This is a genomic window from Streptomyces sp. NPDC051822 (assembly GCF_044452745.1).
In the GTDB taxonomy this organism is placed as follows: Bacteria; Actinomycetota; Actinomycetes; order Streptomycetales; family Streptomycetaceae; genus Streptomyces.
This window is the reverse complement of the sequence record NZ_JBITBZ010000003.1, coordinates 119,858-144,135: the sequence shown is the minus strand read 5'-3', so window position 1 is coordinate 144,135 and position 24,278 is coordinate 119,858. Positions and strand designations below refer to the sequence as shown.

Below are 24,278 nucleotides of genomic sequence, written 5' to 3'. Positions count from 1 at the left end.
TCCCCGCCCCGTGCTCAGCCCTGCGGGGGCTCGGGCGGCTGGAGTTCGCCGGCGCGGTGCGGTTCGTCGCGGGTGGCGACCCGGGCCTCGGTGCGGTGTCCGCGTGCGATGTAGTCGCGGACGACGGCCTCCACCGCGTCCTGTGGGTTCCCGACCCCTGCCAGAACCATGACCTCCACGACGAGGTCGGCGTCGAGCGCGATGTTCACCTTGGCCATGCCGGGAACCTAACACCCGGAAACCCGTTCGCGGGAGCGGTTTCGCGGTGCCTAGGGTCGTCGTATGACGATGGTCGCGATTCTCAGTGGAGCCGGTATCTCGACGGACTCGGGCATCCCCGACTACCGGGGGCCGAACGGCCTGTGGCGGCGGGACCCCGAGGCCGAGCGGCTCGTCACGTACGGGCCGTACATGGCCGACCCGGAGATCCGCCGCCGATCCTGGCGGATGCGGCTCGAAGGTCCCGCCCTGAGCGCCGAGCCGAACGCGGCGCACCACGCGATCGCCGCGTACGAGCGGACGAGCGGGCACGCGCTGCGGGTGATCACCCAGAACGTGGACGGACTGCACCAGGCCGCCGGGGTGCCCGGCCGCAAGGTGCTCGAACTCCACGGCTCCGCGCGGTCGGTGGTGTGCACGGCCTGCCACGCCCGCTCGTCGATGGAGGAGGCCCTGGACCGGGTGCGGGCCGGTGAGGACGACCCCGCGTGCCGGGTGTGCGGCGGGATCCTGAAGTCGGCGACCGTGATGTTCGGGCAGCGGCTCGATCCGGTGGTGCTCGGGGAGGCCATGTCGATCGCCAAGGCCACCGAGGTGTTCGTCGCGGTCGGCAGCAGTCTCCAGGTGCAGCCGGCGGCCTCCCTCGCGGGGATCGCGGCCGAGCACGGCGCGCGGCTGATCATCGTGAACGCCGAGCCCACTCCGTACGACCCGGTCGCCGCCGAGGTCGTGCGTGAGCCGATCGGCACGGCGCTGCCCGCGCTGCTCGACCGGCTCCGGTAGCCGCCGCGGGACGCGGCCTAGAAGAGGCCGGCCGGTTCCGGCGTGCCCGACTCGAAGGCGAGGAGGCGCTGTTTGCGGTCGAGGCCGCCGCCGTAGCCGGTGAGGCCGCCGCCCGCGCCGATCACCCGGTGACAGGGGACGATGATGCCGACGGGGTTCTTGCCGTTGGCGAGGCCCACCGCGCGGGAGGCGGCGGGGTTGCCCAGCTCCTCGGCGAGTTCGCCGTACGTCCGGGTCTCCCCGTACGGGATGCGGAGCAGCTGCTCCCACACCCGCACCTGGAACGGGGTGCCGATCAGGTGCAACGGCAGGTCGAACTCGGTGAGTTCGCCGGCGAAGTAGGCGTCGAGCTGGCGGATCGCCTCGCCGAAGGGACGCGGGTCGGGTGCGCCGAAGGTCTCCTCGGGCGGGCGGTGGCGCTGCCCGGTCATATGGACGCGGCTGAGGACGCCGTCGACGGCGACGAGGGTCAGCGGCTCGTACGGGCTGTCCACGACGGTGTGCCGGACGGTGGGGGTCATGGCGGTTCAGTGTCCTTCGCTGGGCAGGTGGTTGATCGGGTGGTCGTCGGTCGCCCAGAGGTACTGGACGGCGTACGCGCGCCAGGGGCGCCACTGGGCCGCCCGGGCGGTGAGCGCGGCCGGGGTGCCGGGCAGGCCGAGTCCCGTCGCGGCGCGGCGGACGCCGAGGTCACCGGGGAGGAAGGCGTCGGGGTCGCCGAGGGCCCGCATCGCGATGATCTCGGTGGTCCAGGGGCCGAAGCCGGGCAGGGCGAGCAGCCGGGCGCGGGCCTCCTCGCGGTCGTCGGCGGGGCCGAGGGGCAGTGAGCCGTCGGCGAGGGCCCTGACCAGGGTGAGGAGGGTGGTGCGGCGGCTGCGGGGCAGCGCGAGGGTCTCGGGGTCGAGGCCGGCGAGCACCTCGGGCTTCGGGAACAGGTGGGTGAGGCCGCCCTCGGGGTCGTCGACGGGGGTGCCGTACGCGGTGACGAGCCGGGCGGCGTGGGTGCGGGCGGCGGCGGTGGAGACCTGCTGGCCGAGGACGGCCCGTACGGCGAACTCGGCGGGGTCGACGGTCCCGGGCACCCGGCGGCCGGGCGCCCTGTCGACGACCGGGGCGAGCAGCGGATCGGCGCGCAGCCGGTCGTCGACGGCGACGGGGTCGGCGTCGAGGTCGAGGAGGCGGCGGCAGCGGCTGATGGCGTGGGTGAGGTCGCGGGGGTCGGTGAGGAAGAGGCGGCAGGCGATGTGGTCGGGACGGGGGGCGAGGCCGACGATGCCGTGCCCGTACGGCAGGGCGAGGGTCCGCCGGTAGGCGCCGTCGCGCCACTCCTCCACCCCGGGCACCGCGGTGGCCGCGAGGTGGCCGAAGAGGTTGGAGGGCTCCAAGGGGGCGCGGAAGGGGAGCCGGAGGCTGATCACGCCGGGGGTGCGGGCGCGGTCGGACGCCGGGCGGGCGGCGCGGGCGCGGAGCTCGCCGGGGGTGAGGGCGAAGACCTCGCGGACGGTGTCGTTGAAGGTGCGGATGGAGGAGAAGCCGGCCGCGAAGGCGACCTCGCCCAGGGGCATCGGGGTCGTCTCGATGAGGACCCGGGCGGTCTGGGCGCGCTGGGCGCGGGCCAGGGCGAGGGGTCCCGCGCCCAGTTCGGCGAGGAGCTGGCGTTCGATCTGGCGGGTGGACCAGCCGAGGCGGCGGGCGAGCCCGGGGACGCCTTCCCGGTCGACGACCCCGTCCTGGATGAGCCGCACGGCGCGGGCGACGGCGTCGGCGCGGACGTTCCACTCGGGCGAGCCGGGGCTGGTGTCCGGCCGGCACCGCTTGCAGGCCCGGAAGCCGGCCCGCTGGCAGGACGCGGCGCTGGCGTGGAACTCCATGTTCTCGGGCTTGGGCGGGACGACCGGGCAGCTGGGCCGGCAGTAGATCCGGGTGGTACGGACGGCGGTGAAGAACACGCCGTCGAAGCGGGCGTCCTTCGACTGGACGGCCCCTACGCAGCGCTCGGTGTCGGTGTGCATGAGTCCAGGATCGCTGACGGCCGGCTCGCGGGCTGGCGAGAAAACGACATGGACGTCCGCTCCCGGGGCCGCCGGTCAGACGGTGACCGTCCGGTAGTGGGTGGTCAGCCGGCCGTCGTCGCCGAGGACGTGGAAGGCGAGCGCGGGCGGCAGGTCGAGGTGGACGTGCGGGGAGTCCGGGCCGGGGTTCTCCCACGGGAGGCGCAGTGCGGACACGACGCCGGGGGCGACGAGCAGCGGGCGCCCGGCGAAGGTCGTGGCGGCGGCGGTGTGCGCGTGGCCCGCGAGGAAGGCCGTCAGGTGGGGGTGGCGGGCGGCGAGCGCGGCGAGCCGCTCCTCGCCGAACTGCCGGATCTCGTCGACGTACGGGGTGTGCAGGGGTACGGGCGGGTGGTGGAAGGCGACCAGGACGGGCAGCTCGCGCGGAGTGCCGGCGAGGACCGCGTCCAGCCACTCCAGCGTCTCGTCCTCCAGCAGGCCCTGGTGTTCACCGGGGACGGAGGAGTCGCAGAGGGCGACGACGAAGCCCTCGCCGCGGAGCACCTGGTTGACGGGCGCGTACGGGAGGGTCGGCGTCTCCTCCGGAAGCAGGGCCTTGCGGAAGGCGGCACGGTCGTCGTGGTTGCCGGGGCAGACGAGCAGCGGGTGACGGGAGGTCAGCAGCTCCCGCGCCCGCGCGTACTCGTCCGGCGTCCCGTGGTCGGCGACGTCCCCGGTGACGAGGACCGCCGACAGGTCGTACGGCAGCTCCTCCAGGTACCGCAGGACGGCGCGGGTGCGCTCCGCGGCGCGCTCGTCGCCGTCGATGTGGACGTCGCTCACGTGGGCGATGACGATCATGCGGCCGAACCTCCGTGGGTGCGCGTGGACGGGCGTCCACGCGACCGTACGGCGATCACGACCGGGCAGGAAAGGGCCGCCCGGGAGCCGGTGGACCGCTTCCCGTGCCACTCGTCGTGCCGGTTCGAAGTGCCTGTCGGGAGTGCCTGGTCGAAGTGCCTATTCGAACCGGGAGGTGTCCCCCGCCCCGCGGCGGACGATCTCGGGCTCGCCGCTGGAGAAGTCGACGACCGTGGTGGGTTCGGTTCCGCACTCGCCGGAGTCGAGCACCGCGTCCACCTGGTGGTCGAGCCGCTCCTTGATCTCCCAGCCCTGCGTCAGCGGCTCCGCCTCGTCGGGCAGGAGCAGGGTGCTGGACAGCAGCGGCTCGCCGAGTTCGGCGAGGAGGGCCTGCGTGACGACGTGGTCGGGGATACGGACGCCGACCGTCTTCTTCTTGGGGTGCAGCAGCTGGCGCGGCACCTCCTTCGTCCCCGGCAGGATGAAGGTGTACGCACCCGGGGTCGACGCCTTGACCGCGCGGAAGACGTCGTTGTCGACGTGCACGAGCTGGCCCAGCTGGGCGAAGTTCTGGCACATCAGCGTGAAGTGGTGCCGGTCGTCGAGGTCGCGGATCGCGCGGATCCGGCTGATGCCGTCACGGCTGCCGAGGCGGCTGCCGAGCGCGTAGCAGGAGTCGGTCGGGTACGCGACGAGCGCCCCGTTCCGGATGGAGTCGGCCACCGCGCTGATCGTGCGGGGCTGGGGGTTGTCGGGGTGGACGTCGAAGTACTTGGCCATGGGGGCAGTCTATTTTCGCCGGCGGGCCCGGTCCGACAGACAGGCCCTACCGGACCGCCTGGGCGCGCAGGCTGCGCCAGACCGCCTTCGCCGCGTTGTGTCCTGACATGCCGTGGACGCCGGGGCCGGGCGGGGTCGCGGAGGAGCAGAGGAAGACCGCCGGGTGCGGGGTGGCGTAGGGGCGAGGCGAGAGGGTGGGGCGCAGCAGGAGCTGGAGGCCGCGTGCGGCGCCGCAGGCGATGTCGCCGCCGACGTAGTTGGCGTTGCGGGCGGCGAGTTCGGGCGGTCCGGCGGTGGCGCGCGCGAGGACGCGGTCGCGGAAGCCGGGGGCGAAGCGCTCGATCTGACGCTCGATCGCCTCGGTGAGATCGCCCCGCCAGCCGTTGGGTACGTGTCCGTAGGCCCAGAAGACGTGCTTGCCCTCGGGGGCGCGGGAGGGGTCGACGAGGCTCGGCTGGGCGGTGATGAGGAAGGGCACCTCGGGTGCGGTGCCGGAGGAGGCCTGGCGCAGGGCGGCGCCGATCTCACCGGCGGTGGGGCCGATCTGGACGGTGCCGGCGCGCCGGGGTTCCTCGGCGGTCCAGGGCACGGGGCCGTCCAGGGCGTAGTCCATCTTGAAGGCGCTCGCGCCGTACCGGTAGTGGTCGTAGTGCCCGCCGAAGCCCGCGATCCGGGCGAGGGCGGTGGGCGAGGTGTCGAAGACGTAGGCGCGGGCCGGCGGCAGGTCGTCGAGCCGCTTGACCTCGAAGTCGGTGTGGACGGCGCCGCCGAGGTCCTTGAGATACCCGGCGAGGGCGTCGGAGATCGACTGCGAGCCGCCCCGGGGCAGGGGCCAGCCGCCCGCGTGCGCGGCGAGCGCGAAGACCAGGCCGACGGCGCCGGTGGCGAATCCGCCGAGCGGGGCCATGACATGGCCGACGAGCCCGGCGAAGAGCGCGCGGGCCTTCTCGTCGCGGAAGCGGCGCATCAGCCAGGTGGAGGGCGGCAGCCCGGCGAGGCCGAAGCGGGCGAGCGTGACCGGGTCGCGGGGCAGCGCGGTGAGCGGCAGCTGCATGAAGTCCCGTGCCAGGGTGTCCCACTTGTCGGCGAAGGGTGCGACGAGGCGGCGGTACGCCCCGGCGTCGCGCGGTCCGAAGGAGGCGGCGGTCTCGGCGACGGAGCGGGCGAGGACGGCGGCGGTGCCGTCGTCCCAAGGGTGGGCCATGGGCAGTTCGGGGTGGAGCCACTCCAGGCCGTACCGGTCCAGCGGCATCGTCCTGAAGACGGGCGAGCCGGCGCCGAGCGGGTGGACGGCGGAGCAGGGGTCGTGGCGGAAGCCGGGGAGGGTGAGCTCCTCGGTCCTGGCGCCCCCGCCGATGGTGGCCTCGGCCTCGAAGACGGCCACCGAGAGCCCGCGGCGGGCCAGTTCGACGGCGGCGGTCAGTCCGTTGGGCCCCGCGCCCACGACGACGGCATCGAGCATCGACGTCACCTTCGACACCTTCGGACTCCTTCGTCAGCCGATGACCAGCACTCCCAGGATATTCCCGTGCCCCGACGTCCCTTAACGGCCCCTCAGGAGTGTCCGGATCCGGTCGGCGGTGGCCGCGTCCCGGGCCGCCGTGAACGGCAGCGCGTTGCCTCCGGTGATTCGGAACGGCTCTCCCGCGACGGTCGTCTGGGCGCCGCCCGCCTCGGTGACCAGGAGCAGTCCGGCCGCGTGGTCCCAGGCGTACTCCCAGGAGAAGGCGGTGGCGTCGAGCGTGCCGCGCGCCACGGCCAGGTACTCCAGGCCCGCCGAACCGCAGGGGCGGGGGGCGACGCCCTCGGTGACCAGGCCGAGCAGGGCCCGCTTCTGGTCCGGGGTGGTGTAGTCGGGGTGCGACGTGGCGACCTCCAGGACCGCGCCGGGGGCGGGCGAACCGGCCTGCAGCCGCTGCCCGTTGAGCGTGGCGCCCCTGCCCCGTACGGCGACGGCGAACTCGTCCAGGGCCGGTGCGAAGGTCCAGGAGGCGAGCAGCTCGCCCCGGCGGGCGAGGGCGACGAGGGTGCAGAAGGCGGGGTCGCCGTGGACGAACTGGCGGGTTCCGTCGACGGGGTCGACGATCCAGACGGGGGCGTCGCCGCGCAGGGCCTCGTAGACCGCGGGGTCGGCGTGGACGGCTTCCTCGCCGACGACGACCGAGCCGGGCAGCAGGGCGGTGAGGGAGGTGGCGAGATGGGCCTCGGCGGCCCGGTCGGCGACCGTGACCAGGTCGTGCGGCCCGTTCTTCTCGACGATGTCATGGGCGGCGAGCTGCCGGAAGCGCGGCATGATCTCGGCGGCGGCGGCCTTGCGGACGGCCTCCTCCACCTCGGTCGTACGGCCGCCGAGGACGTGCTCGATGAGGTCTTCGGTCATGTCTCCAGCTAAGCACGCGGCACTGACGGGCAGGCCACCGCACTCGTCATCCTCCGTTCTCCCGGGGAGTACCCTTTGGCCGAGTTCACCCCTTACACGCAGGAGGGTTCCGTGCACGGCGCGTACCACGGCGAGTACAAGGTCCCCGGCGGGAAGCTGGTGGTTGTCGACCTCGACACCGAGGACGGCGTCCTGCGGAACGTCCGGGTCGCGGGGGACTTCTTCCTGGAACCGGACGAGGCGATCCTCGCGATCGACCACGCCCTGGAGGGCGCACCGGCCGACACCGACGCCGCCGGGCTGGCGGCGCGGATCGACGCGGCGCTGCCGCCGGACACCCGGATGTTCGGGCTGACCGCGGAGGGCGTCGGGGTGGCGGTCCGCCGGGCCCTCGCGCACGCCACGGACTGGACCGACTACGACTGGCAGCTGATCCACGAGCCGGCGCAGTCCCCCGCCCTGCACATGGCACTCGACGAGGTCCTCACGGCCGAGGTGGCCGCGGGCCGGCGCCCGCCGACCCTGCGGGTCTGGGAGTGGGGCGCCCCCGCGGTGGTGATCGGCAGCTTCCAGTCGCTGCGCAACGAGGTCGATCCGGCGGCGGCGGAGCGGCACGGCATCCAGGTGGTGCGCCGGATCAGCGGCGGCGGAGCCATGTTCATTGAGCCGGGCAACACGATCACGTACTCGCTCTCCGTGCCCGACGCCCTCGTGCAAGGCCTGTCCTTCACCGACAGCTACGCCTACCTCGACGACTGGGTGCTCGGCGCGCTCGGTGACATGGGGGTCCGGGCCTGGTACCAGCCGCTCAACGACATCGCCACGGACGCCGGCAAGATCGCGGGCGCGGCGCAGAAGCGGATCGTGACGGGGCAGGGGGCGGTCCTGCACCACGTGACGATGGCGTACGACATCGACGCGGACAAGATGACGGAGGTCCTCCGGATCGGCCGCGAGAAGCTCTCCGACAAGGGCACGAAGAGCGCGAAGAAGCGGGTGGACCCGCTGCGGCGCCAGACGGGCCTGCCGCGCGAGACGGTCATCGAGCGGATGATCGCCGCCTTCCGCGGCCGGTACGGGTTGTCGGAGGGCCACGTCACGGAGGACGAGCTGACGCGGGCGAAGGAACTCGCGGAATCGAAGTTCGGCACGGCGGAGTGGACGGCCCGGGTGCCGTAGGGCCTGGTCCGCCGGCGGGCGGAGGCGCCTCCGGCGCTGCCGCGTAGGGTCGTGGCATGCGTGTCGAGGGTCCGGTGAAGCCCGGTCTGCGGATGGAGAGCGCCGACGGGGGCCGGCTGGTCCTGCTGCAGGGCACGGTTCCCGTGCTCTTCGCCCGGCAGCGGGCCACGCACCGCGGTCTGCACTACGCGCGCACCGGCCGGTACGCGTCCCCGCTGCCGCCCCTGCGGGCCGAACGGGCGCGGGTGGCCGCGGAGTCGGCGGCTCCGGGATCGGCGGAGTGGTCGGAGCGCTGGGCCGCGTACGCGGAGTCGGAGCTCCGCGCGGCGGCCGGCGGCCCGCTCCACACGGGCGAGTGGCTGCTGGCCCCGGACGCCCACCGGTGGTTCGCGGACGCGAACTGGCCCAAGCTCCTGGCCCACGACCCGGACCGGGGCCATCTGACCTGGTTCGGGTACGGCGATCCGGTGGAGGACGCGCGCGACCTGCTGCCGTTGCGGGCGCTGTCGCATCCGGAGGCGCCGCGGGTGAAGGCGTACCGCCGTCAGTACCGGGAGGGGGTGCTGCCGCCGGTGTTCGCCTGGTGGATCAGCGGCCTCAACTCACCCGTGGTACTCGACGGTCACGACCGGCTGACGGCGGCGCTCGCGGAAGGGGGCAGGCCGCGGGTGCTCCTCCTCTCCCGGGCGGCCGACGCCGCCTGGGTGGCGCGCTGGGCGGAACGTCCGGTGCTCGAGTACGAGAAGCGGATGGCCACGCTGGAGGGCCCCCTCGCTCCGACACGGATCGCGAACGAGAGCCGGATGCTGGCCGCCCAGCTCAGGGCCATCGTCCACGCCTACGACCTCACCCGCGCCTGGCCGTTCCCGGGCGGCGCCCCCGCCTGGGACGCGGCCGCCGCCGCCCACGTATCCGGCTGGGCGCCGGACGCGGACCACTGACCACTGACCACTGACCGCGATTTCGGTCACCAGTCCGGCCCCGTGGTCGAGTGACCTGGTCCCGCCCGCGTCGTTGATGCCGACGCGGGCCGGGGACGGCTGTGCGGAAACGTCTCCGCAGACCCCCGGCCCCGGTCGTACGGCGCCGACGGAGACGGAGATCAAGTGGGACGGGCGAGAAGGCTCATGGCGACGGTCGCGGGCGCGGTGATGGCCGTGAGCCCCCTCGGCATCGCGCCGCCCGCGCAGGCGGTCGTCGGGGGGCAGGAGGCGCGGCCCCACCAGTACCCCTTCATGGCGGGACTCGTGGACGTGGTGGAGCGGAGGGTGATGTGCGGCGGATCGCTGATCGGCGACCGGTACGTGCTCACCGCCGCGCACTGCCTGACGGGCTCGTACAGCGACCCCACCCGGGTAGGCGTGCTCCTCGGCGACCACGACCTGACGACCAGGGCCGACAGCCCGCACGCGGTCCTGGCGACCCCCGACCGTCTCCTGCCGCACCCGGAGTACGACCCGGACACCCAGCGCAACGACATCGCCCTCGTCCGGCTCGCCGAGCCGGTCGACCTCAACCGCCACGTACGGCCGATCGCCCTGCCCGCCTCGTACGCCCACGGCTCCTTCGACGACACCCAGGTCGAGGTCCCCGGCTGGGGCACCACCTCGTACGGCGGCCGTGCCTCCGACGTGCTGCGGACGGTGGCCCTCGGCACCATGAGCAACGCGGCCTGCGCGAGCCGGGGCATGGCGCAGGTCGCCGCCACCCAGATCTGCACCTACGCCCCCGGCCGCGACACCTGCCAGTACGACTCCGGCGGCCCCCTCGTCCGCGCGGTCAAGGGCCGGCCGTACGTGGTGGGTCTGGTGTCCTACGGCAGGGAGTGCGCCACCGACACCCCCGCCGTGAACACCCGCGTCCGGTCGTACGTCAACTGGATCGAGCGGACGACCGGGCAGCTCCCCCGCGCCTCATGAGCGCGGTGTAGAGGAGCAGGGAGGCCGCGAGGCCGACGGCCCAGCCGTAGTCCGCGAGGGGCTTGAGGAAGGGGATCAGGCCGTCCTCGGGGAACGGGCCGGTGCCGGGGGCGGAGTGGGAGCCGCCGACCGCGAGGACCCCGCCGACGGCGAAGGCCAGTACGGCCGCCGGGTTCCAGCCGCCCCGGTACCAGTAGGGGCCGTCGGCCCGGTAGAGCCCTTCGAGGTCGAGGACGGTACGGCGGACGAGCCAGTAGTCGGCGATGAGGATGCCGGCGACCGTACCGAGGAGACCGCCGACCAGGCCGAGCCAGGTGAAGATGTACAGCTCCGGGGTGGCGGTCAGCTTCCACGGCATGATGAGCACGCCGACGACACCGGTGATCAGGGCGCCCGTGCGGAAGTTCACCAGCTTCGGGGCGAGGTTGGCGAGGTCGTACGCCGGGGAGACGACGTTCGCCGCGATGTTCACCGAGAGGGTCGCCACGAGGACGGTGACCAGGGCGAACAGCAGCCCGAAGACGCTGTCGGCCTTCGCCGCGAGGGCCACCGGGTCCCAGACGGGTGCGCCGTAGACGGCCTGCGAGCCGGAGGTGACGAGCACCGAGAGCAGGGCGAACAAGGTCATGGTGGTGGGGAGTCCGAGCACCTGCCCGCGGACCTGGGCGCGCTGTCCCGCGCCGAAGCGGGTGAAGTCCGGGATGTTGAGGCTGAGTGTCGCCCAGAAGGCGATCATGCCCATGAGCGCGGGGAAGAAGACGGGCCAGAAGTCCGCGCCCCAGCCGAGCCGTGAGGGCTGGTCGAGGAGGGGGCCGAGGCCGCCGGCCTTGACCGTGATCCATACCAGGAGGGCGAGCGCGCCGACGATGACGAACGGCGCGGCCCAGTTCTCGAAGCGGCGCAGTGCCTCCATCCCCCGGTAGATGATGGCGAGTTCGAGCGCCCAGAAGAGGACGAAGCAGAGCCAGAGGGTCCAGGGCTGCCCGCCGACCTTCGACGCCTCGGCCCAACTGCCCCCGAAGACCTTGTCGAGCAGGACGAAGACGCCCTGGCCGCCGATCCAGGTCTGGATGCCGAACCAGGCGCAGGCGACCCCGCCCCGGATCAGGGCGGGCAGGTTAGCCCCGCGCAGGCCGAAGGAGGCGCGGGCCAGGACGGGGAAGGGGATGCCGTACTTGGGTCCCGCGTGCCCGGTGAGCAGCATCGGGAGGAGCACGATGACGTTGGCCAGGGCGATGGTGAGGACGGCCTGCTTCCAGTCCATGCCGAGGGCGACGAGACCGGAGGCGAGCATCCAGGAGGGGATGTTGTGGGCCATGCCGACCCAGAGGGCGGCGAAGTTGTACGTGGTCCAGCGGCGCCGCTCGACGGGGACGGGGAGCAGGTCGTCGTTGACGAAGCGGGGATCGTCGGGGGCGGCGCCGGGGGCGAGTTCGACCCGGCCGCCGGGCGGGGGCGGAGGTGCGGGTCTTCCGGAGGGCGTGGTGGCGGTCATCGCAGGCGGGAACCCTTCGTTCGGGGACGGAACGAGGCCGTGCGGGGCCGGCGGGCCGGGCCGTGGGACGGGGCGCCGCCGGAACAAGGGGACTACCCAGTTCTCGGCCGCCCCCAACGTCTAGCGTTTCCGTGGGCGGCTCCCCGGGCCGAACCGGCCGAGCAGCGCGGTGAGGAGGACCGCCGTCAGGGTGCCTGCGACGACGCCGCTGCCCAGGATCGTGCGGGCCCAGCCGGGGAACCCCGCGTACAGGTCCGGGCTGAGCAGCGGCAGCAGTCCCGCGGTGAGTGCGAGCGCGGTCGTCAGGTTGCCCGTACCCGTTCCGGACAGGTCGGCGCGGCGGAGCATCTCGACGCCCATCACCGCGATGACGGCGTAGACGACGAGGGCGGAGCCGCCCACGACGGCCTCGGGTACGCCGGCCAGCGCCCGGGAGATGGGTGTGGCCAGGCCGAGGGCGATCAGGAGCACTCCGGCCCCGGCGGTCACGAAGCGGCTGCGGGCTCCGGTGAGGCGGCCGATGCCGATGTTCTCGGCGCTGGTGACCAAATGCTCGCGGCCTCCGACGAGACGCGCACGGTCGACGTCGTGCGCGCCGGCGACGACAGCGGCCTCGTCCGGGAGGCGGGCGTCCGCCCGGTGGTGCGCGGCCGCCATCAGCTGCACGCCCTCGAGTTCGTCGGCGCGCACGAGGCGGACCGCGAGTTCCGGCACCGGAACGACGAGCTGATGTACGTGGCGGACGGCTCGGTGGAGGTGGAGGCGGACGGCCGGGTCCACCGGCTGGGCCGGGGGGACACGCTGCTGCTGTCCGGAGGCGTCCGGCACCGCTGGCGCTCCACCGAGCCGGGCTCGCGGGTCCTGGTGGTCGCGATCGGCGACCACGTGGAGGTACTGGATTCCTGACGGTGCGGTGCCGCCCCGCGTGGGAACCCCCGTCCTACGGCTTCGTCAGCTCAGCCCCGGGATGATGTCGGAGCCGTAGGCGTCGATGGTGCCCTCGCGGTCGTCGTGCATCGCGTACACGGCGAACTGGTCGACGCCCAGGTCCTTGAGGCGGCGCAGCTTCTCGATGTGGGCCTCGGCGGGGCCGAGCAGGCAGAAGCGGTCGACGATCTCGTCGGGGACGAAGTCGGTCGACGGGTTGTCGGCGCGCCCGTGGTGGGAGTAGTCGTAGCCGTGCCGGTCCTTGATGTACGCGGTGAGCGCCTCGGGGACCATGTCGGAGTGTTCGCCGTACTTGGCGACGAGGTCGGCGACGTGGTTGCCGACCATGCCGCCGAACCAGCGGCACTGGTCGCGGGCGTGGGCCAGGTCGTCGCCCACGTACGCCGGTGCGGCGACGCACACCGTGATCGAGGAGGGGTCGCGGCCCGCGTCGGTGGCGGCCTGCCGGACGGCCTTGACCATCCACTCGGTCAGGAACGGGTCGGCGAGCTGGAGGATGAAGCCGTCCGCCTTCTGGCCCGCGAGTGCGAGGGCCTTGGGGCCGTACGCCGCCATCCACACCGGCAGCTTCCCGTCCTTGATCCACGGGATGCGGATCGGGCTGCCGTCGACCACCGCCTCGCGGCCCTCGGCGAGGTCGCGGATGACGTCGATGGCCTCGCCGAGCCGGGCCAGGGTGTTGGGCCTGCGGCCGGCGACGCGCATCGCGGAGTCGCCGCGGCCGATGCCGCAGACGGTCCGGTTGCCGAACATGTCGTTGAGCGTGGCGAAGGTCGAGGCCGTCACCTCCCACGTCCGCGTCCCCGGGTTCGTCACCATCGGGCCGACGTGCAGCTTGGTGGTGTGCTCCAGGATCTGGCTGTAGACGACGAAGGGTTCCTGCCAGAGGACGGCGGAGTCGAAGGTCCATCCGTAGCGGAAGCCGTTGCGCTCCGCCCGGCGCATCAGCCCGACGACCTGCGAGGCGGGCGGGTCGGTCTGCAGGACGAGTCCGAAGTCCATGCGGGGCCTCCTGGTTCGAGGATCGGTTCAGTCGAGGTACTGGCAGGTGGAGCGGGGGACGAAGGTGCCGTGGCCGGCGCGGCCGACGTACTCGCGCCGGTCGATGACCGTCTCGCCCCGGGAGAGCACCGTCTCGACCTGCCCGGTGACGGTCCTCCCCTCGTACGCCGAGTAGTCGACGTTCATGTGGTGCGTCGCGGCCGACAGGGTCTGGGTGGTGTGCGGGTCGTAGATGACGATGTCCGCGTCCGCGCCCGGCGCGATGGTCCCCTTCTGCGGGTAGAGGCCGAACATCCTCGCCGGGGACGCGCAGGCGATCTCGATCCAGCGGCGGCGCGAGATGTGTCCGTCCACCACCGCCTGGTGGAGCAGGTCCATGCGGTTCTCGACGCCCGGAAGGCCGTTGGGGATCTTCGAGAAGTCGCCCCGGCCCAGCTCCTTCTGGCCCGTGAAGCAGAACGGGCAGTGGTCGGTGGAGACCACCTGGAGGTCGTTGGTCCGCAGCCCGCGCCACAGCGCGGCCTGGTGCTCCTTGGGGCGCAGCGGGGTCGAGCACACGTACTTGGCGCCCTCGAAGCCCGGCTCGGCGAGGTTGTCGGTGGAGAGGAAGAGGTACTGGGGGCAGGTCTCGCCGAAGACGGGCAGTCCCTTGTCGCGGGCGGTGGTGATCTCGGCGACGGCCTCCTCCGCCGAGACGTGGACGACGTACAGCGGCGCGCCGGCGACCCGGGCGAGCTGGATCGCCCGGTGGGTGGCCTCGGCCTCGAGCAGGGCCTTGCGGACCTCCCCGTGGTAGCGGGGGTCGGTCTCGCCGCGGGCGAGGGCCTGTTCGACGAGGACGTCGATGGCGATGCCGTTCTCGGCGTGCATCATGATCAGCCCGCCGTTCTCGGCGGAGCGCTGCATGGCGCGCAGGATCCGGCCGTCGTCGCTGTAGAAGACGCCGGGGTAGGCCATGAAGAGCTTGAAGGAGGTGATGCCCTCCTGCACGAGCCAGTCCATCTCCTTGAGCGTGTGCTCGTTGACGTCGGAGAGGATCATGTGGAAGCCGTAGTCGATCGCGCAGTTGCCGTCGGCCTTGGCGTACCAGGTGTCGAGTCCTTCGCGCAGGGCCTGGCCGACGGTCTGGACGGCGAAGTCGACGATGGTGGTGGTGCCGCCCCAGGCTGCGGCGCGGGTGCCGGTCTCGAAGGTGTCCGATGCGGAGGTGCCGCCGAAGGGCAGTTCCATGTGGGTGTGGGCGTCGACGCCGCCGGGCAGCACGTAGCGGTCGGTGGCGTCGAGGGTGCGGGCGGCGGTCCAGCCGGCCGCCACGTCCGAGCCGTGGGCCGCGAGGGCGACCACGCGGCCGTCCTCGATCAGCACGTCGGCGTGGAGTTCGTCGGCGGCGGTGACGACGAGGCCACCCCGGATGACGGTACGGGTGCTCACGGGACTCTCCCTGCTTGAGGAGCGGGAACTACAGCGCGGCAAGGGCCTGTTCGAGGATCGCCGCGCCCTCTTCGGCCTCGGCGACGGTGAGCGAGAGCGGTGGGGCGATGCGCAGGGTGCTGGTGTTGTGGCCGCCGCCCTTGCCGATGAGCAGGCCGTTCTCCCTGGCGGCTTCCAGGACGGCGCCTGCCGCGTCCGGGTTCGCCCGTTCGGTGCCCGGTTCGGTCAGCTCGATGCCGATCATGAGGCCGCGGCCGCGGACCTCGCGTACCTCCGCCACTCCGGCGCAGGCCGCCCGTACGCGTTCGACGAGGAGGCCGCCGACGCGGCGCGCGTTGCCCTGGAGGTCGTGGTCGAGGAGGTACGCGAGGTTGGCGAGGCCCGCCGCCATGGTGATGGGTGAACCGCCGAAGGTGGAGATGGAGTTGGCGTCGAGGCAGTTCATGACCTCGGCGCGGGCGACGACGCCTCCGACGGACATGCCGTTGCCGATGCCCTTGGCGAAGGTGAGGATGTCGGGCGGCCCGGCCTGGCCGTGGGCCTGCCAGCCCCAGAAGTTGTCGCCGGTGCGGCCCCAGCCCGTCTGCACCTCGTCGGAGATCCACAGGATGCCGTGCCGGTCGAGGACGCGGCGGAAGGCGGCGTACAGGCCGTCGGGCGGGGAGGTGAAGCCGCCGACTCCCTGGATCGGCTCGGCGATGAGGGCGGCGACGTCCCTGGTGTGGCCGAGGAGGTCCTCGAGGTCGGCGACGCATGCCTCGGTGAACCGCTCGTCGGTGTACTGGGCGTACGGGCCCCGGGTGCGGACGCCGCCGTGCACGTACAGGGTCTGCAGCGGGGAGAGGCCGGTCGGCGACCAGGCGCGGTTGCCGGTGATGCCGACGGTGGAGAAGGAGCGGCCGTGGTAGCTGTTCCGCATGGCCAGGATCTGGTTCGAGCGGCGGTACGCGGTGGCGAGGAGCAGCGCCGTGTCGTTGGCCTCGGTGCCGGAGGTGGTGAAGAAGACCCGGGCGTCGGGGATGCCGGAGAGTGCGGCGATCCGTTCGGCGAGCTCCACCATCGGGCGGTTGAGGTAGAGCGTGGAGGAGTGGATGATCCGTCCGGCCTGCTCGGCGACGGCCTTGGTGACCTCGGGCAGGGCGTGGGCGGTCATGGTGGTGAGGATGCCGCCGAAGAAGTCGAGGTACCTGCGCCCCTCGGCGTCCCAGACGTGCCGGCCCTCGCCGTGGGTGATCTCGATGGGGTCCTGGTAGTACAGGGCGACCCAGTCGGGGATGACGGCCTTGTGCCGGTCGTGGAGGCTGCTCACGGGCTCACCAGCCCGTCGTACGCGTCGGGTCGGCGGTCCCGGTAGAAGGCCCACTGCTGGCGCACCTGCTCGATGAGGCCGAAGTCGAGGTCGCGGACGACAAGTTCCTCGGTCTTGTCGGAGGCGACGTCGCCGACGAACTTGCCGCGCGGGTCGACGAAGTAGCTGGTGCCGTAGAAGTCGTTGTCGCCGTACTCCTCGACGCCGACGCGGTTGATGGCGGCGACGAAGTACTCGTTGGCGACGGCCGCGGCCGGCTGTTCCAGCTGCCAGAGGTGGGAGGAGAGTCCGCGGTGGGTGGCGGACGGGTTGTAGACCAACTGCGCGCCGTTGAGGCCGAGTTGGCGCCAGCCCTCCGGGAAGTGGCGGTCGTAGCAGATGTAGACGCCGACCTTGCCGACGGCGGTGTCGAAGACCGGCCAGCCGGCGTTGCCCGGGCGGAAGTAGTACTTCTCCCAGAAGCCCCTGACCTGGGGGATGTGGTGCTTGCGGTACTTGCCGAGGTACGTGCCGTCGGCGTCGATCACGGCGGCGGTGTTGTAGTAGAAGCCCTCGCTCTCGATCTCGAAGACGGGCACCACGATCACCATGCCGGTCTCCCGGGCGAGGTCCCGCATCCGGCGCACGGTCGGGCCGTCGGGGACGGGCTCGGCCCAGCGGTAGTGCTCGGGCTCCTGGACCTGGCAGAAGTAGGGGGCGTTGAAGACCTCCTGGAAGCCGATCACCTTCGCTCCCTGGCGGGCCGCCTCCCTGGCGTGCTCCTCGTGTTTGGCGATCATGGATTCGGTGTCGCCCGTCCAGGTCGCCTGGACGAGCGCGGCGCGTACGACGTCGGTCATGAGCTGCTCCTTCGGCACGGCGTCAGAGAGCCTCTACGCACGTAGACGCGATGCGTAGGAGGAGAACGTAAGCCCCGTCACACCGCGGAGCAAGACCGCCGCAGTGAAGCGGCCGGGTCGATCATGTTTCATACCCGAGTGGTCCACGTCGGACACGTACCGACACGTACCGGCAAGGGCGGACACGTGGAGGGGATACGGCCTCAGACGCCCGCGAGGGCGTGGGAAGGTACGGCCTCAGACGCCGGCGAGGCCCGCCACGCGCAGGGCGTGGACGAGGTCGCGCTCGCGGGCCGTCGACACGGCGCGGGCGGCTTCGAGGAGCCGGGGGACGAGCCCGCGCGGATCCTCGCCCGCGAGGCGGGCCGCGTCCTCGGGGGTCCTGACCCGCACGAAGGCGGTGAGCAGCGCGTGCGCCTCGCCGTGGTGACCCTCGGCGCGCAGGGCGGCGCACGCTCCGGCGAGTTCCTCCACCGGCCGCGCCACGCCCTGCCGGAGGAGCTGCTCGCAGTCGGACGTCCGGCCCGCGTCGGCGAGCACTCCGGCGACGGCGGCGAGACGGCCGGGGGGCAGTGAGGCCGCCTCCCAGAGGAGGACCGTCCAGTCGGCGCCGAGTCCGGCCCTGTGCAGCTCGCCCGCGAGGGCCGGCAGTCTGGCGGGCGGCCCGTTGAGCGCCTCGCAGAGCAGCGCGTGGGCCTCGCCGCTGCGGCCCTGGGCGCGGAGCCGCTGAAGGGCGTAGACAGCGTTGGCGGCGGCGCGGGCGACTTCGGCGGGGTCGGCCTCCGGGGTCGGGACCGCGCCGGGCGGCCGCTCGGGCGCGGCGGCACCGCCGAACCGGGCCCCCCGGGGCGCCGCGCCCCCGGTCGGGAGCACCGCCTCGGGTACGGGCGTGGCCACCGGCCCCTGGTCGTCGGCCTCCTCCAGCCAGGCGTACCGCGCGCCGCGGGGGCGCCGCCTGGCCTTCGCGGGAAGGCTCTCCCGGTGCGGGGCACCCCCGCCCGGCGCGTCGCGCCCCGGCGCGGAAGGACCCGGCGCGTCGCGCCCCGGCGCGGGAGCACCCGGCTCCCCCAGGCGCCTCAGGCGGGCCGTCAGATCCGCGACGCGGGCCGCCGCTCTCGCGTGGTCGTCCCGCGTCCAGGCGAGGTCGTGTTCGAGCCGGGCGGCCTCCTCGGGGCCCGGCGCCGGGTGCGCGCGGAACCGGTCGTCCAGCTCGCGCGCCCGGGACTCGGCGTACCGGCGCTCGCGTTCCATGAGTTCCCGGCGTTCGGTGAGCGCCGCCGCTCCGCCGGGCCGGCGGTCATGGGCGTGGGCGGCTGCCGTGTACAGCTCCCGGCCCCAAAGTGCGAGCGGCCCGTCGGCCGGCTCCCCGACGTCCTGCAGGAGGGACTCGACGACGTCCCAGGGAAGGATCTCCGCCCCGGCGAAGCAGGCCCGGAGTCCTTCGGGGTCGCGTTCGGCGAAGACTCCGTGCCAGCCGGCTCCCGCCGGAACGCGGCCCATGAGCTCCGCCAGCCAGCGCGTGAAGGTGGCCACCTCCACCGGGAGTTGATAGACCGTCATGCGATACGCACCTGCCCCGCCGTCGACTGGAACCTTCCGGTCCGCGGGTATTGGACCGCAGTCGTGTTACGGGACGACTACGGACCGTTTTCCTCTGAGGTCCGTCCGACGCGATTCACCCGAAGGTCACGACGATCCCGGTGTGCGGGCGCTTGCCGAGCCGGACGAGCATGGCCGGCACGTCGGTCAGCCAGAACTGCCAGGTGTACTTGCGCGAGAGCAGCCGCCGGATCCGGCGCAGCTCGTCGCCCTCCACGAGCCGCCCCTCGCCGGTGACGCGCTCGGCGCCCTCGGGGACGTTCCCCCGCAGGTCGCAGACGGCGGCCTCGACCCGCGGGTCGTTCCGCAGGCGCTTGACCTTCCAGGAGTCGGCGCGGGTCCAGACGTACAGCTCGGCGCCGTCCACCGCGTACCAGACGGGTGTCGCGACCCCCGTGCCGTTCTTCCGGTAGGTGGTCAGGCTGACGTAGCGGCCGCGCCGCAGCTCTTCGGGCATCATGCCCGGGAGCCTATGCGGGGGACGGCCGGCGGGTGAGTCCCGGGCCTCAGACGGGCACGAACGCGCACCGGACCACCAGCTCGTCCATGGACAGGCCGAGGACCCCGGCGAGGGCCGCGACGGTGAAGAACGCCGGGGTCGGCGCCCGGCCGGTCTCGATCTTGCGGAGGGTCTCGGCGGACAGGCCGGCCGCGGCGGCGATCTCGACCATGGACCGCTCGCCGCGCGCCTCGCGCAGGAACAGGCCCAGGCGCTCGCCGCGCTCGCGCTCTTCGGGGGTCAGGGGTGTACGCACCATGCCGTCATTCTAATACCGGTATAGTAATTGGAATGGTGGAGATCAAGACGAACGAGAACCTGACGGCCATGCGTGAAGCGGGACGGGTGGTGGCGCGCGCCCTCGCGGCCGTACGGGAGAAGGCGGCGCCCGGCGTGAAGCTGACGGAGCTCGACCAGGCCGCGCGGGAGGTGCTGGACGCCGCGGGCGCCGGCTCCCCCTTCCTGGGCTACCGCCCGGAATGGGCGCCGGTCCCGTTCCCCGCGGTCGTGTGCGTGTCCGTCAACGACGCGATCGTGCACGGCATCCCGGACGACACCGTGCTGGCCCCCGGAGACCTGGTCTCGGCGGACTGCGGGGCCCTGCTCGGCGGCTGGGCGGGCGACTCGGCCGTCAGTTTCACGGTCGGCCCGGCCCGGCCGGAGGACACCCGGCTGATCGCCGCGGCGGAGGCTGCCCTGGAGGCGGGCATCGCGGCGGCCGTCGTCGGCAACCGCATCGGCGACATCGCGCACGCGATCGGCAGGGTCTGCCGGGCCGCCGGGTACGGCGTCCCGGACGGCTTCGGCGGCCACGGCATCGGCCGCACGATGCACGAGGACCCGGGCGTCCCGAACGAGGGACGCCCGGGCCGGGGCATGAAGCTCCGCCACGGGATGGTGCTCGCGATCGAGCCGATGCTCATCGGGGGCGGGACGGACGACCACTACACGGCACGCGACGGCTGGACGATCCGCACCCTCGACGGGTCGCGCGCCGCGCACGCGGAGCACACGGTGGCGATCACCGACCAGGGCCCGCGCGTGCTGACGGCGCTGTAGGACGAGCCTCGGAGGGCTCCGGGCCGGCTACCTCCCCGCCGGCCGGACCACCATCGCCGAGCCGCCGCCCCTGCGGACCGTCTCCGCGGCGGCCACCCAGCGACCGTCCGGGAGGCGATGAACGCCGGTCGCCGCACCGATCTCCGCGTTCTGCCGGAAACCGTGCCCGATCGCTTCCAGCTCGGCCCTGACGGGGCTGTTCCACAGACCCGGTTCGAGTTCGGTGGTCGCCTGGTTGCGCTGGCTGGCGCGGGGCGCGGCAATGGCGTCGACGAGCGGCAGGCCCCGGTCGACGACCCCGGTGAGGGTCTGCAGGACGGTGGTGATGATGGTCGCGCCGCCCGGGGACCCGAGGGCGAGGACGGGCCGGTCGTGTCCGTCGAGGACGATCGTCGGGGACATCGAGGAGCGCGGCCGCTTGCCGGGTCCGGGCAGGTTCGGGTCGTGCACGGCCGGGTTGGCCGGGGCGAAGGAGAAGTCGGTCAGCTCGTTGTTGAGCAGGAAGCCCCGGCCGGGCACGGTGATGCCGCTGCCGCCGGTGGACTCGATGGTGAGCGTGTAGGCGACGACATTGCCCCACTTGTCGGCCACGGTGAGGTGGGTGGTGTTCTCGCCCTCGTACGTGGTCGGGGCCGCCGTGCCGCCGCTCGCGCACGGCACCGGACTGTTCGGATCCCCGGGCGCCAGGGGGCTGGTCAGGACGGCGTCGTCGCGGATCAGGCAGGCGCGGGAGTCGGCGTACCGCTGGGAGAGCAGGCCGCGCGTCGGCACCGGCTCGAAGGCCGGGTCGCCGACCCAGCGGCCCCGGTCGGCGAAGGCGATGCGGCTGGCCTCGATGTACCGGTGCAGATAGCGGGTCGGGGAGGCGGCGGCGAGGTCGGTGCCCTCCAGGATGTTGAGGGCCTCGCCGACGCTCGTGCCGCCGGAGGAGGAGGGGGCCATGCCGTAGACGTCGAGGCCCCGGTACGAGACCTTCGTGGGACGGAGCGACTCGGTGCGGTACGCGGCGAGATCGCCCTCCGTCAGGTCACCCGGCCGGACCTTGCGGGTGGTGTCCGGGCGGACCGGGGGTGTCCGGACGGTGTTCACGATGTCGCGGGCGAGCGGGCCCCGGTAGAGCGCGCCGACGCCCTGGCGGCCGATCGTGTCGTACGTACGGGCGAGGTCGGGGTTCTTGAAGACGGAGCCGACCACGGGCAGTTGCCCGCCCGGAAGGAAGAGTTCGGAGCTGGCGGCGAAGTCGCGGAAGCGCGCCTCGTTGGCCGCGGTCTGCGCGCGGAAGGTCGGGTCGACGGTGAAACCCTCCCGGGCCAGGCGCTCGGCGGGCTCCAGGAGGGTTCCGAGCCGCTTGCTGCCCCAGGCGTCGAGCGCGGTCTTCCAGGTCGCCGGGGTGCCGGGGGTGCCGACGCCGAGGCCGCTGGTCATGCCCTCCTCGAAGGGGATGGGCCTGCCGTCCTCCACGAAGAGGTTCGCGTCGGCGGAGCGGGGCGCGGTCTCGCGCCCGTCGACGGTGTGCACGGTCCGGCTCTTCGCGTCGTAGTACACGAAGTAGCCGCCGCCTCCGATGCCCGCCGAGTAGGGCTCGGTGACGCCGAGGGCGGCCGCGACGGCGACGGCGGCGTCCACCGCGTTGCCGCCCTTGCGGAGCACCTCGACGCCGACGGCCGAGGCGTCGGCGTCGACACTGGCGACGGCGCCGCCGTAGCCGACGGCGACTGGCACCTTGACCGGTGACGGCGGGGCTCCGGGAGGCGCGGCGGCGCCCATCGAGAGGACCGTCACCGCGACAGCGAGAACGGAGACCTTCCGAGCGGCGGATCGACGCATGCGCAACCTCCAGTCAACGACCGTCCGCGCAGCGTAACTTCCCCGGGCCCGTTCCGTCAGGACCGCCTCGAACACGGGGCCGGACATGCCCTAACATGCGCGCCCATGAACGAAGACGTGCGCAACATCGTGCTGGGAGTCCTGGCGACCGGGGTCAGCGCGTCCCTGGGCTGGCTGGCCCGTACGTACCTCTGGCGGCGCAGGCTCCGCCGGAAGCAGGCGTTCTTCGGGCTTCCGGCGGGCTCGGAGTGCCTGCTCGTGGTGAACCGCGAGGCGGGCGGCGACAACGTCGTGCACCGCTTCGACGTCTTCGCGATGCTCGAACTCTCCGCGCTCATCAAGGACTGCGGGGCACAGGCCCGGATCCTCGCGCACGATGTGGCCCACCAGGGCTTCGGGGACCGGACCGAGTTCTGTGTCGGCGGACCGTACTCGAACAGACGCACGGCCGCGCATCTCGCGACCCTGCTCCCCGGTGTGACCATGAACGTGGACGTGCAGCCCAGCGACGTCCGGGGATCGATCACGGTCGGCGGCGAGCAGCACCTCATGGAGAAGGGGGTCGCCGAGTACGTGATACTCGCCCGGCTCACGGCCGGGGAGGGAGGCCGGCCCGTCTTCCTCTTCTGCGGGCAACGTGCCATCACCAACCAGGCGGCGACCCGCTACCTGGCCCGCCACCACGAGTCCCTGGCGCGCACTCACCGCTCGGGCACCTTCGTCCTGCTCCTCAAGGTGGTCAACACCCAGGCGTACGGCCCTGATGTGGTGGAGCTGGTGGCCGATGTCACGCGCGCGGCGCTGACGGCTCCCGCAGCCGCACCGGCAGCGACTTGACGCCGTTGATGAAGTTGGAGACGAGCCGGCGGGGCGGTCCGGTGAGTTCCAGGCCGCCGCAGGCCCGGCGCACCTCCTCGTGCAGGACACGGAGTTGGAGCCGGGCGAAGTGGGCGCCCAGGCAGACGTGCGGGCCGTCGCCGAAGGAGACGTGCGGGTTCGGGGTCCGGCCGAGGTCGAGGCGGTGCGGGTCGGGGAAGACGCGCTCGTCGTGGTTGGCGGAGGCGTGGAAGACGACGACCTTGTCGCCGCGCCGGATGGGCTGACCGGCCAGCTCGGTGTCGTGGGCCGCGGTGCGCCGGAACGACAGCACGGGCGGGTGCACGCGCAGGAGTTCGTCCACCGCGGTGTCCAGGCCCACCTGCCCCGCCCACAGCCTCCGCTGTTCGTCCGGGTGTTCGGCGAGGGCGAGGAGTCCGCCGGGGCCGGCGCTGCGGACGGTGTCGTTTCCTGCGACGGTCAGCAGGAAGAAGAACATCTCCAGCTCGGCGTCGACGAGTTCGGACGTGGCGAGCGAGGTCATGACGTCGTCGGCGGGATGCTCGCGCTTGTAGGCGGCGAGCTCCTGGGCGTAGGCGAACATCTCGGCGAGCATGGCGGGCGAGCGGGGGTTGACCGGCCGCCCCTCGGCGTCGAGGACGGGCGGCTCGTCGGGGTCCTGGTAGGCGATGACCCGCTCCGTCCAGGCGTGGAGGAGTCCCCGGTCGCTCGCGGGGACGCCGAGCAGGTCGGTCAGGTTGAGCAGGGCGTAGTCGTCGGTGACGGTCCGGACGAGGTCCGTCTCGCCGCCGTCCGCCACCGCGGCGGCGATCAGGGTCCTGGCCCGCTCGCGCGCGGTGGCGCCGAAGCGCTCGATCCGCCCCGGGGTGAAGGCCCGGCTGACGAGCCGCCTCAACCTACCGTGCAGCGGCGGGTCCTGATTGAGCATCATGCGCCGGATGAACGGCAGGTCGGCGGGGTCGGGGTCGCGGATCTGGGTGGCGCCGATGCACGAGGAGTACGTTCCCGAGTCCTTGAGCACCCGGACGACGTCGGCGTGCCGGGTGACGGCCCAGAAGCCGGTCCCCGCGGGCCACCCCAGGATCTCCGGCTCCGCCTGCCGGGCGACGGGGGCCAGATCGCGCAGCGCGCGGAAGCGGTCGTGCGGGATCCCGGCGGCGTAGATCCGCGGATCGAAGACATCAGGCACGTCGCTCGCGTCCCCCACCATGCCTCCCGCCGACAGCTGTCCAGGGGTGAAGACGTTCCCATCATGACAGGTCAGGGGCGGTCTTCGTAGGACTGATCACACAGGCGCTCGCCCGGGCGAGCCCGGCGGCCC

25 protein-coding genes are annotated in these 24,278 nt (G+C 73.1%); 7 read left to right on the top strand and 18 right to left on the bottom strand.

Annotated features, from left to right (window positions below; all coding sequences use genetic code 11):
• Window positions 1–14 precede the first annotated feature (14 nt).
• The gene (locus ACIA8N_RS11140) at window positions 15–218 is read right to left on the bottom strand and encodes a type II toxin-antitoxin system VapB family antitoxin (RefSeq protein WP_365780039.1); all 204 of its coding nucleotides are present in this window, start codon (window positions 216–218) and stop codon (window positions 15–17) included.
• Window positions 219–282: 64 nt separating this feature from the next.
• Here ACIA8N_RS11140 and ACIA8N_RS11135 point away from each other — a divergent pair, with 64 nt between their 5' ends.
• Window positions 283–1,002 (top strand): Sir2 family NAD-dependent protein deacetylase, encoded by a 720-nt coding sequence (locus ACIA8N_RS11135; RefSeq protein WP_365780037.1) that lies wholly within the window; start codon window positions 283–285, stop codon window positions 1,000–1,002.
• A gap of 17 nt (window positions 1,003–1,019) precedes the next feature.
• Here the strand turns inward: ACIA8N_RS11135 and ACIA8N_RS11130 are convergent, their stop codons facing one another.
• The 6 genes from ACIA8N_RS11130 to ACIA8N_RS11105 form a co-directional block, all read right to left on the bottom strand.
• Window positions 1,020–1,523, bottom strand: a complete 504-nt coding sequence (locus ACIA8N_RS11130; RefSeq protein WP_365780035.1) for a methylated-DNA--[protein]-cysteine S-methyltransferase — start codon at window positions 1,521–1,523, stop codon at window positions 1,020–1,022.
• A gap of 6 nt (window positions 1,524–1,529) precedes the next feature.
• Complete coding sequence (locus ACIA8N_RS11125; RefSeq protein ID WP_365780033.1) at window positions 1,530–3,014, bottom strand: AlkA N-terminal domain-containing protein; 1,485 nt, start codon at window positions 3,012–3,014, stop codon at window positions 1,530–1,532.
• Window positions 3,015–3,089: 75 nt separating this feature from the next.
• Complete coding sequence (locus tag ACIA8N_RS11120; protein ID WP_365780031.1) at window positions 3,090–3,854, bottom strand: metallophosphoesterase; 765 nt, start codon at window positions 3,852–3,854, stop codon at window positions 3,090–3,092.
• A gap of 159 nt (window positions 3,855–4,013) precedes the next feature.
• The gene (locus ACIA8N_RS11115; RefSeq protein ID WP_030551207.1) at window positions 4,014–4,634 is read right to left on the bottom strand and encodes an L-threonylcarbamoyladenylate synthase; all 621 of its coding nucleotides are present in this window, start codon (window positions 4,632–4,634) and stop codon (window positions 4,014–4,016) included.
• 46 nt (window positions 4,635–4,680) lie between these two features.
• Window positions 4,681–6,105, bottom strand: coding sequence for an NAD(P)/FAD-dependent oxidoreductase (locus tag ACIA8N_RS11110; protein ID WP_365780135.1), 1,425 nt, complete (start codon window positions 6,103–6,105; stop codon window positions 4,681–4,683).
• Window positions 6,106–6,177: 72 nt separating this feature from the next.
• On the bottom strand, window positions 6,178–7,014 hold the full coding sequence (locus ACIA8N_RS11105; RefSeq protein WP_365780029.1) for an inositol monophosphatase family protein: 837 nt from the start codon (window positions 7,012–7,014) through the stop codon (window positions 6,178–6,180).
• Window positions 7,015–7,125: 111 nt separating this feature from the next.
• Here ACIA8N_RS11105 and ACIA8N_RS11100 point away from each other — a divergent pair, with 111 nt between their 5' ends.
• From ACIA8N_RS11100 to ACIA8N_RS11090, 3 genes are all read left to right on the top strand, one after another.
• A complete protein-coding gene (locus ACIA8N_RS11100) occupies window positions 7,126–8,193 on the top strand; it encodes a biotin/lipoate A/B protein ligase family protein (protein WP_365780134.1) in 1,068 nt (355 codons plus the stop codon).
• Window positions 8,194–8,249: 56 nt separating this feature from the next.
• Window positions 8,250–9,134: a hypothetical protein gene (locus ACIA8N_RS11095; RefSeq protein WP_365780027.1), complete on the top strand. Its 885-nt coding sequence runs from the start codon at window positions 8,250–8,252 to the stop codon at window positions 9,132–9,134.
• Window positions 9,135–9,320: 186 nt separating this feature from the next.
• A complete protein-coding gene (locus ACIA8N_RS11090; RefSeq protein ID WP_365780025.1) occupies window positions 9,321–10,112 on the top strand; it encodes a serine protease in 792 nt (263 codons plus the stop codon).
• Here ACIA8N_RS11090 and ACIA8N_RS11085 read toward each other — a convergent pair.
• Both ACIA8N_RS11085 and ACIA8N_RS11080 read right to left on the bottom strand, forming a co-directional pair.
• Complete coding sequence (locus tag ACIA8N_RS11085; protein ID WP_365780023.1) at window positions 10,066–11,607, bottom strand: NCS1 family nucleobase:cation symporter-1; 1,542 nt, start codon at window positions 11,605–11,607, stop codon at window positions 10,066–10,068. The two genes, ACIA8N_RS11090 and ACIA8N_RS11085, sit on opposite strands and share 47 nt — an antisense overlap.
• A 120-nt stretch (window positions 11,608–11,727) precedes the next feature.
• Window positions 11,728–12,156 carry a solute carrier family 23 protein gene (locus ACIA8N_RS11080; protein ID WP_399416137.1) on the bottom strand — a complete coding sequence of 143 codons (429 nt, stop codon included), beginning with the start codon at window positions 12,154–12,156 and terminating at the stop codon, window positions 11,728–11,730.
• Between ACIA8N_RS11080 and ACIA8N_RS11075 the strand changes: the two genes are divergently transcribed.
• Entirely contained in the window at window positions 12,157–12,513 is a 357-nt protein-coding gene (locus ACIA8N_RS11075) for a cupin domain-containing protein (protein WP_399416135.1), read from the top strand.
• A 45-nt stretch (window positions 12,514–12,558) separates the two neighbouring features.
• On the opposite strand, the gene ACIA8N_RS11070 is transcribed toward ACIA8N_RS11075, so the two are convergent.
• The 7 genes from ACIA8N_RS11070 to ACIA8N_RS11040 form a co-directional block, all read right to left on the bottom strand.
• Window positions 12,559–13,557 (bottom strand): TIGR03842 family LLM class F420-dependent oxidoreductase, encoded by a 999-nt coding sequence (locus ACIA8N_RS11070; RefSeq protein WP_365780021.1) that lies wholly within the window; start codon window positions 13,555–13,557, stop codon window positions 12,559–12,561.
• A 27-nt stretch (window positions 13,558–13,584) separates the two neighbouring features.
• Window positions 13,585–14,988, bottom strand: a complete 1,404-nt coding sequence (hydA, locus tag ACIA8N_RS11065; RefSeq protein ID WP_365780019.1) for a dihydropyrimidinase — start codon at window positions 14,986–14,988, stop codon at window positions 13,585–13,587.
• A 28-nt stretch (window positions 14,989–15,016) separates the two neighbouring features.
• Window positions 15,017–16,297, bottom strand: coding sequence for an aspartate aminotransferase family protein (locus tag ACIA8N_RS11060; RefSeq protein WP_365780016.1), 1,281 nt, complete (start codon window positions 16,295–16,297; stop codon window positions 15,017–15,019).
• The gene (locus ACIA8N_RS11055) at window positions 16,294–17,136 is read right to left on the bottom strand and encodes a nitrilase-related carbon-nitrogen hydrolase (protein WP_365780014.1); all 843 of its coding nucleotides are present in this window, start codon (window positions 17,134–17,136) and stop codon (window positions 16,294–16,296) included. Before ACIA8N_RS11055 ends, ACIA8N_RS11060 begins: the two co-directional genes overlap by 4 nt.
• A 237-nt stretch (window positions 17,137–17,373) precedes the next feature.
• On the bottom strand, window positions 17,374–18,696 hold the full coding sequence (locus ACIA8N_RS11050) for a UL36 very large tegument protein (protein WP_365780012.1): 1,323 nt from the start codon (window positions 18,694–18,696) through the stop codon (window positions 17,374–17,376).
• 115 nt (window positions 18,697–18,811) lie between these two features.
• Complete coding sequence (locus ACIA8N_RS11045) at window positions 18,812–19,195, bottom strand: PPOX class F420-dependent oxidoreductase (RefSeq protein WP_365780010.1); 384 nt, start codon at window positions 19,193–19,195, stop codon at window positions 18,812–18,814.
• A gap of 46 nt (window positions 19,196–19,241) precedes the next feature.
• Window positions 19,242–19,493, bottom strand: a complete 252-nt coding sequence (locus ACIA8N_RS11040; protein WP_365780008.1) for a helix-turn-helix transcriptional regulator — start codon at window positions 19,491–19,493, stop codon at window positions 19,242–19,244.
• A 32-nt stretch (window positions 19,494–19,525) separates the two neighbouring features.
• On the opposite strand from ACIA8N_RS11040, the gene map reads away from it, so the two are divergent.
• Window positions 19,526–20,293 carry a type I methionyl aminopeptidase gene (gene map / locus ACIA8N_RS11035; protein WP_365780006.1) on the top strand — a complete coding sequence of 256 codons (768 nt, stop codon included), beginning with the start codon at window positions 19,526–19,528 and terminating at the stop codon, window positions 20,291–20,293.
• 27 nt (window positions 20,294–20,320) lie between these two features.
• Here map and ggt read toward each other — a convergent pair whose 3' ends face one another.
• Window positions 20,321–22,120 (bottom strand): gamma-glutamyltransferase, encoded by a 1,800-nt coding sequence (gene ggt, locus ACIA8N_RS11030; RefSeq protein WP_365780004.1) that lies wholly within the window; start codon window positions 22,118–22,120, stop codon window positions 20,321–20,323.
• Window positions 22,121–22,225: 105 nt separating this feature from the next.
• Here ggt and ACIA8N_RS11025 point away from each other — a divergent pair, with 105 nt between their 5' ends.
• Window positions 22,226–22,957 carry a hypothetical protein gene (locus ACIA8N_RS11025; RefSeq protein ID WP_365780002.1) on the top strand — a complete coding sequence of 244 codons (732 nt, stop codon included), beginning with the start codon at window positions 22,226–22,228 and terminating at the stop codon, window positions 22,955–22,957.
• Here ACIA8N_RS11025 and ACIA8N_RS11020 read toward each other — a convergent pair.
• Window positions 22,908–24,167: a cytochrome P450 gene (locus tag ACIA8N_RS11020; RefSeq protein ID WP_365779999.1), complete on the bottom strand. Its 1,260-nt coding sequence runs from the start codon at window positions 24,165–24,167 to the stop codon at window positions 22,908–22,910. The genes ACIA8N_RS11025 and ACIA8N_RS11020 overlap by 50 nt on opposite strands.
• Window positions 24,168–24,278: the final 111 nt, after the last annotated feature.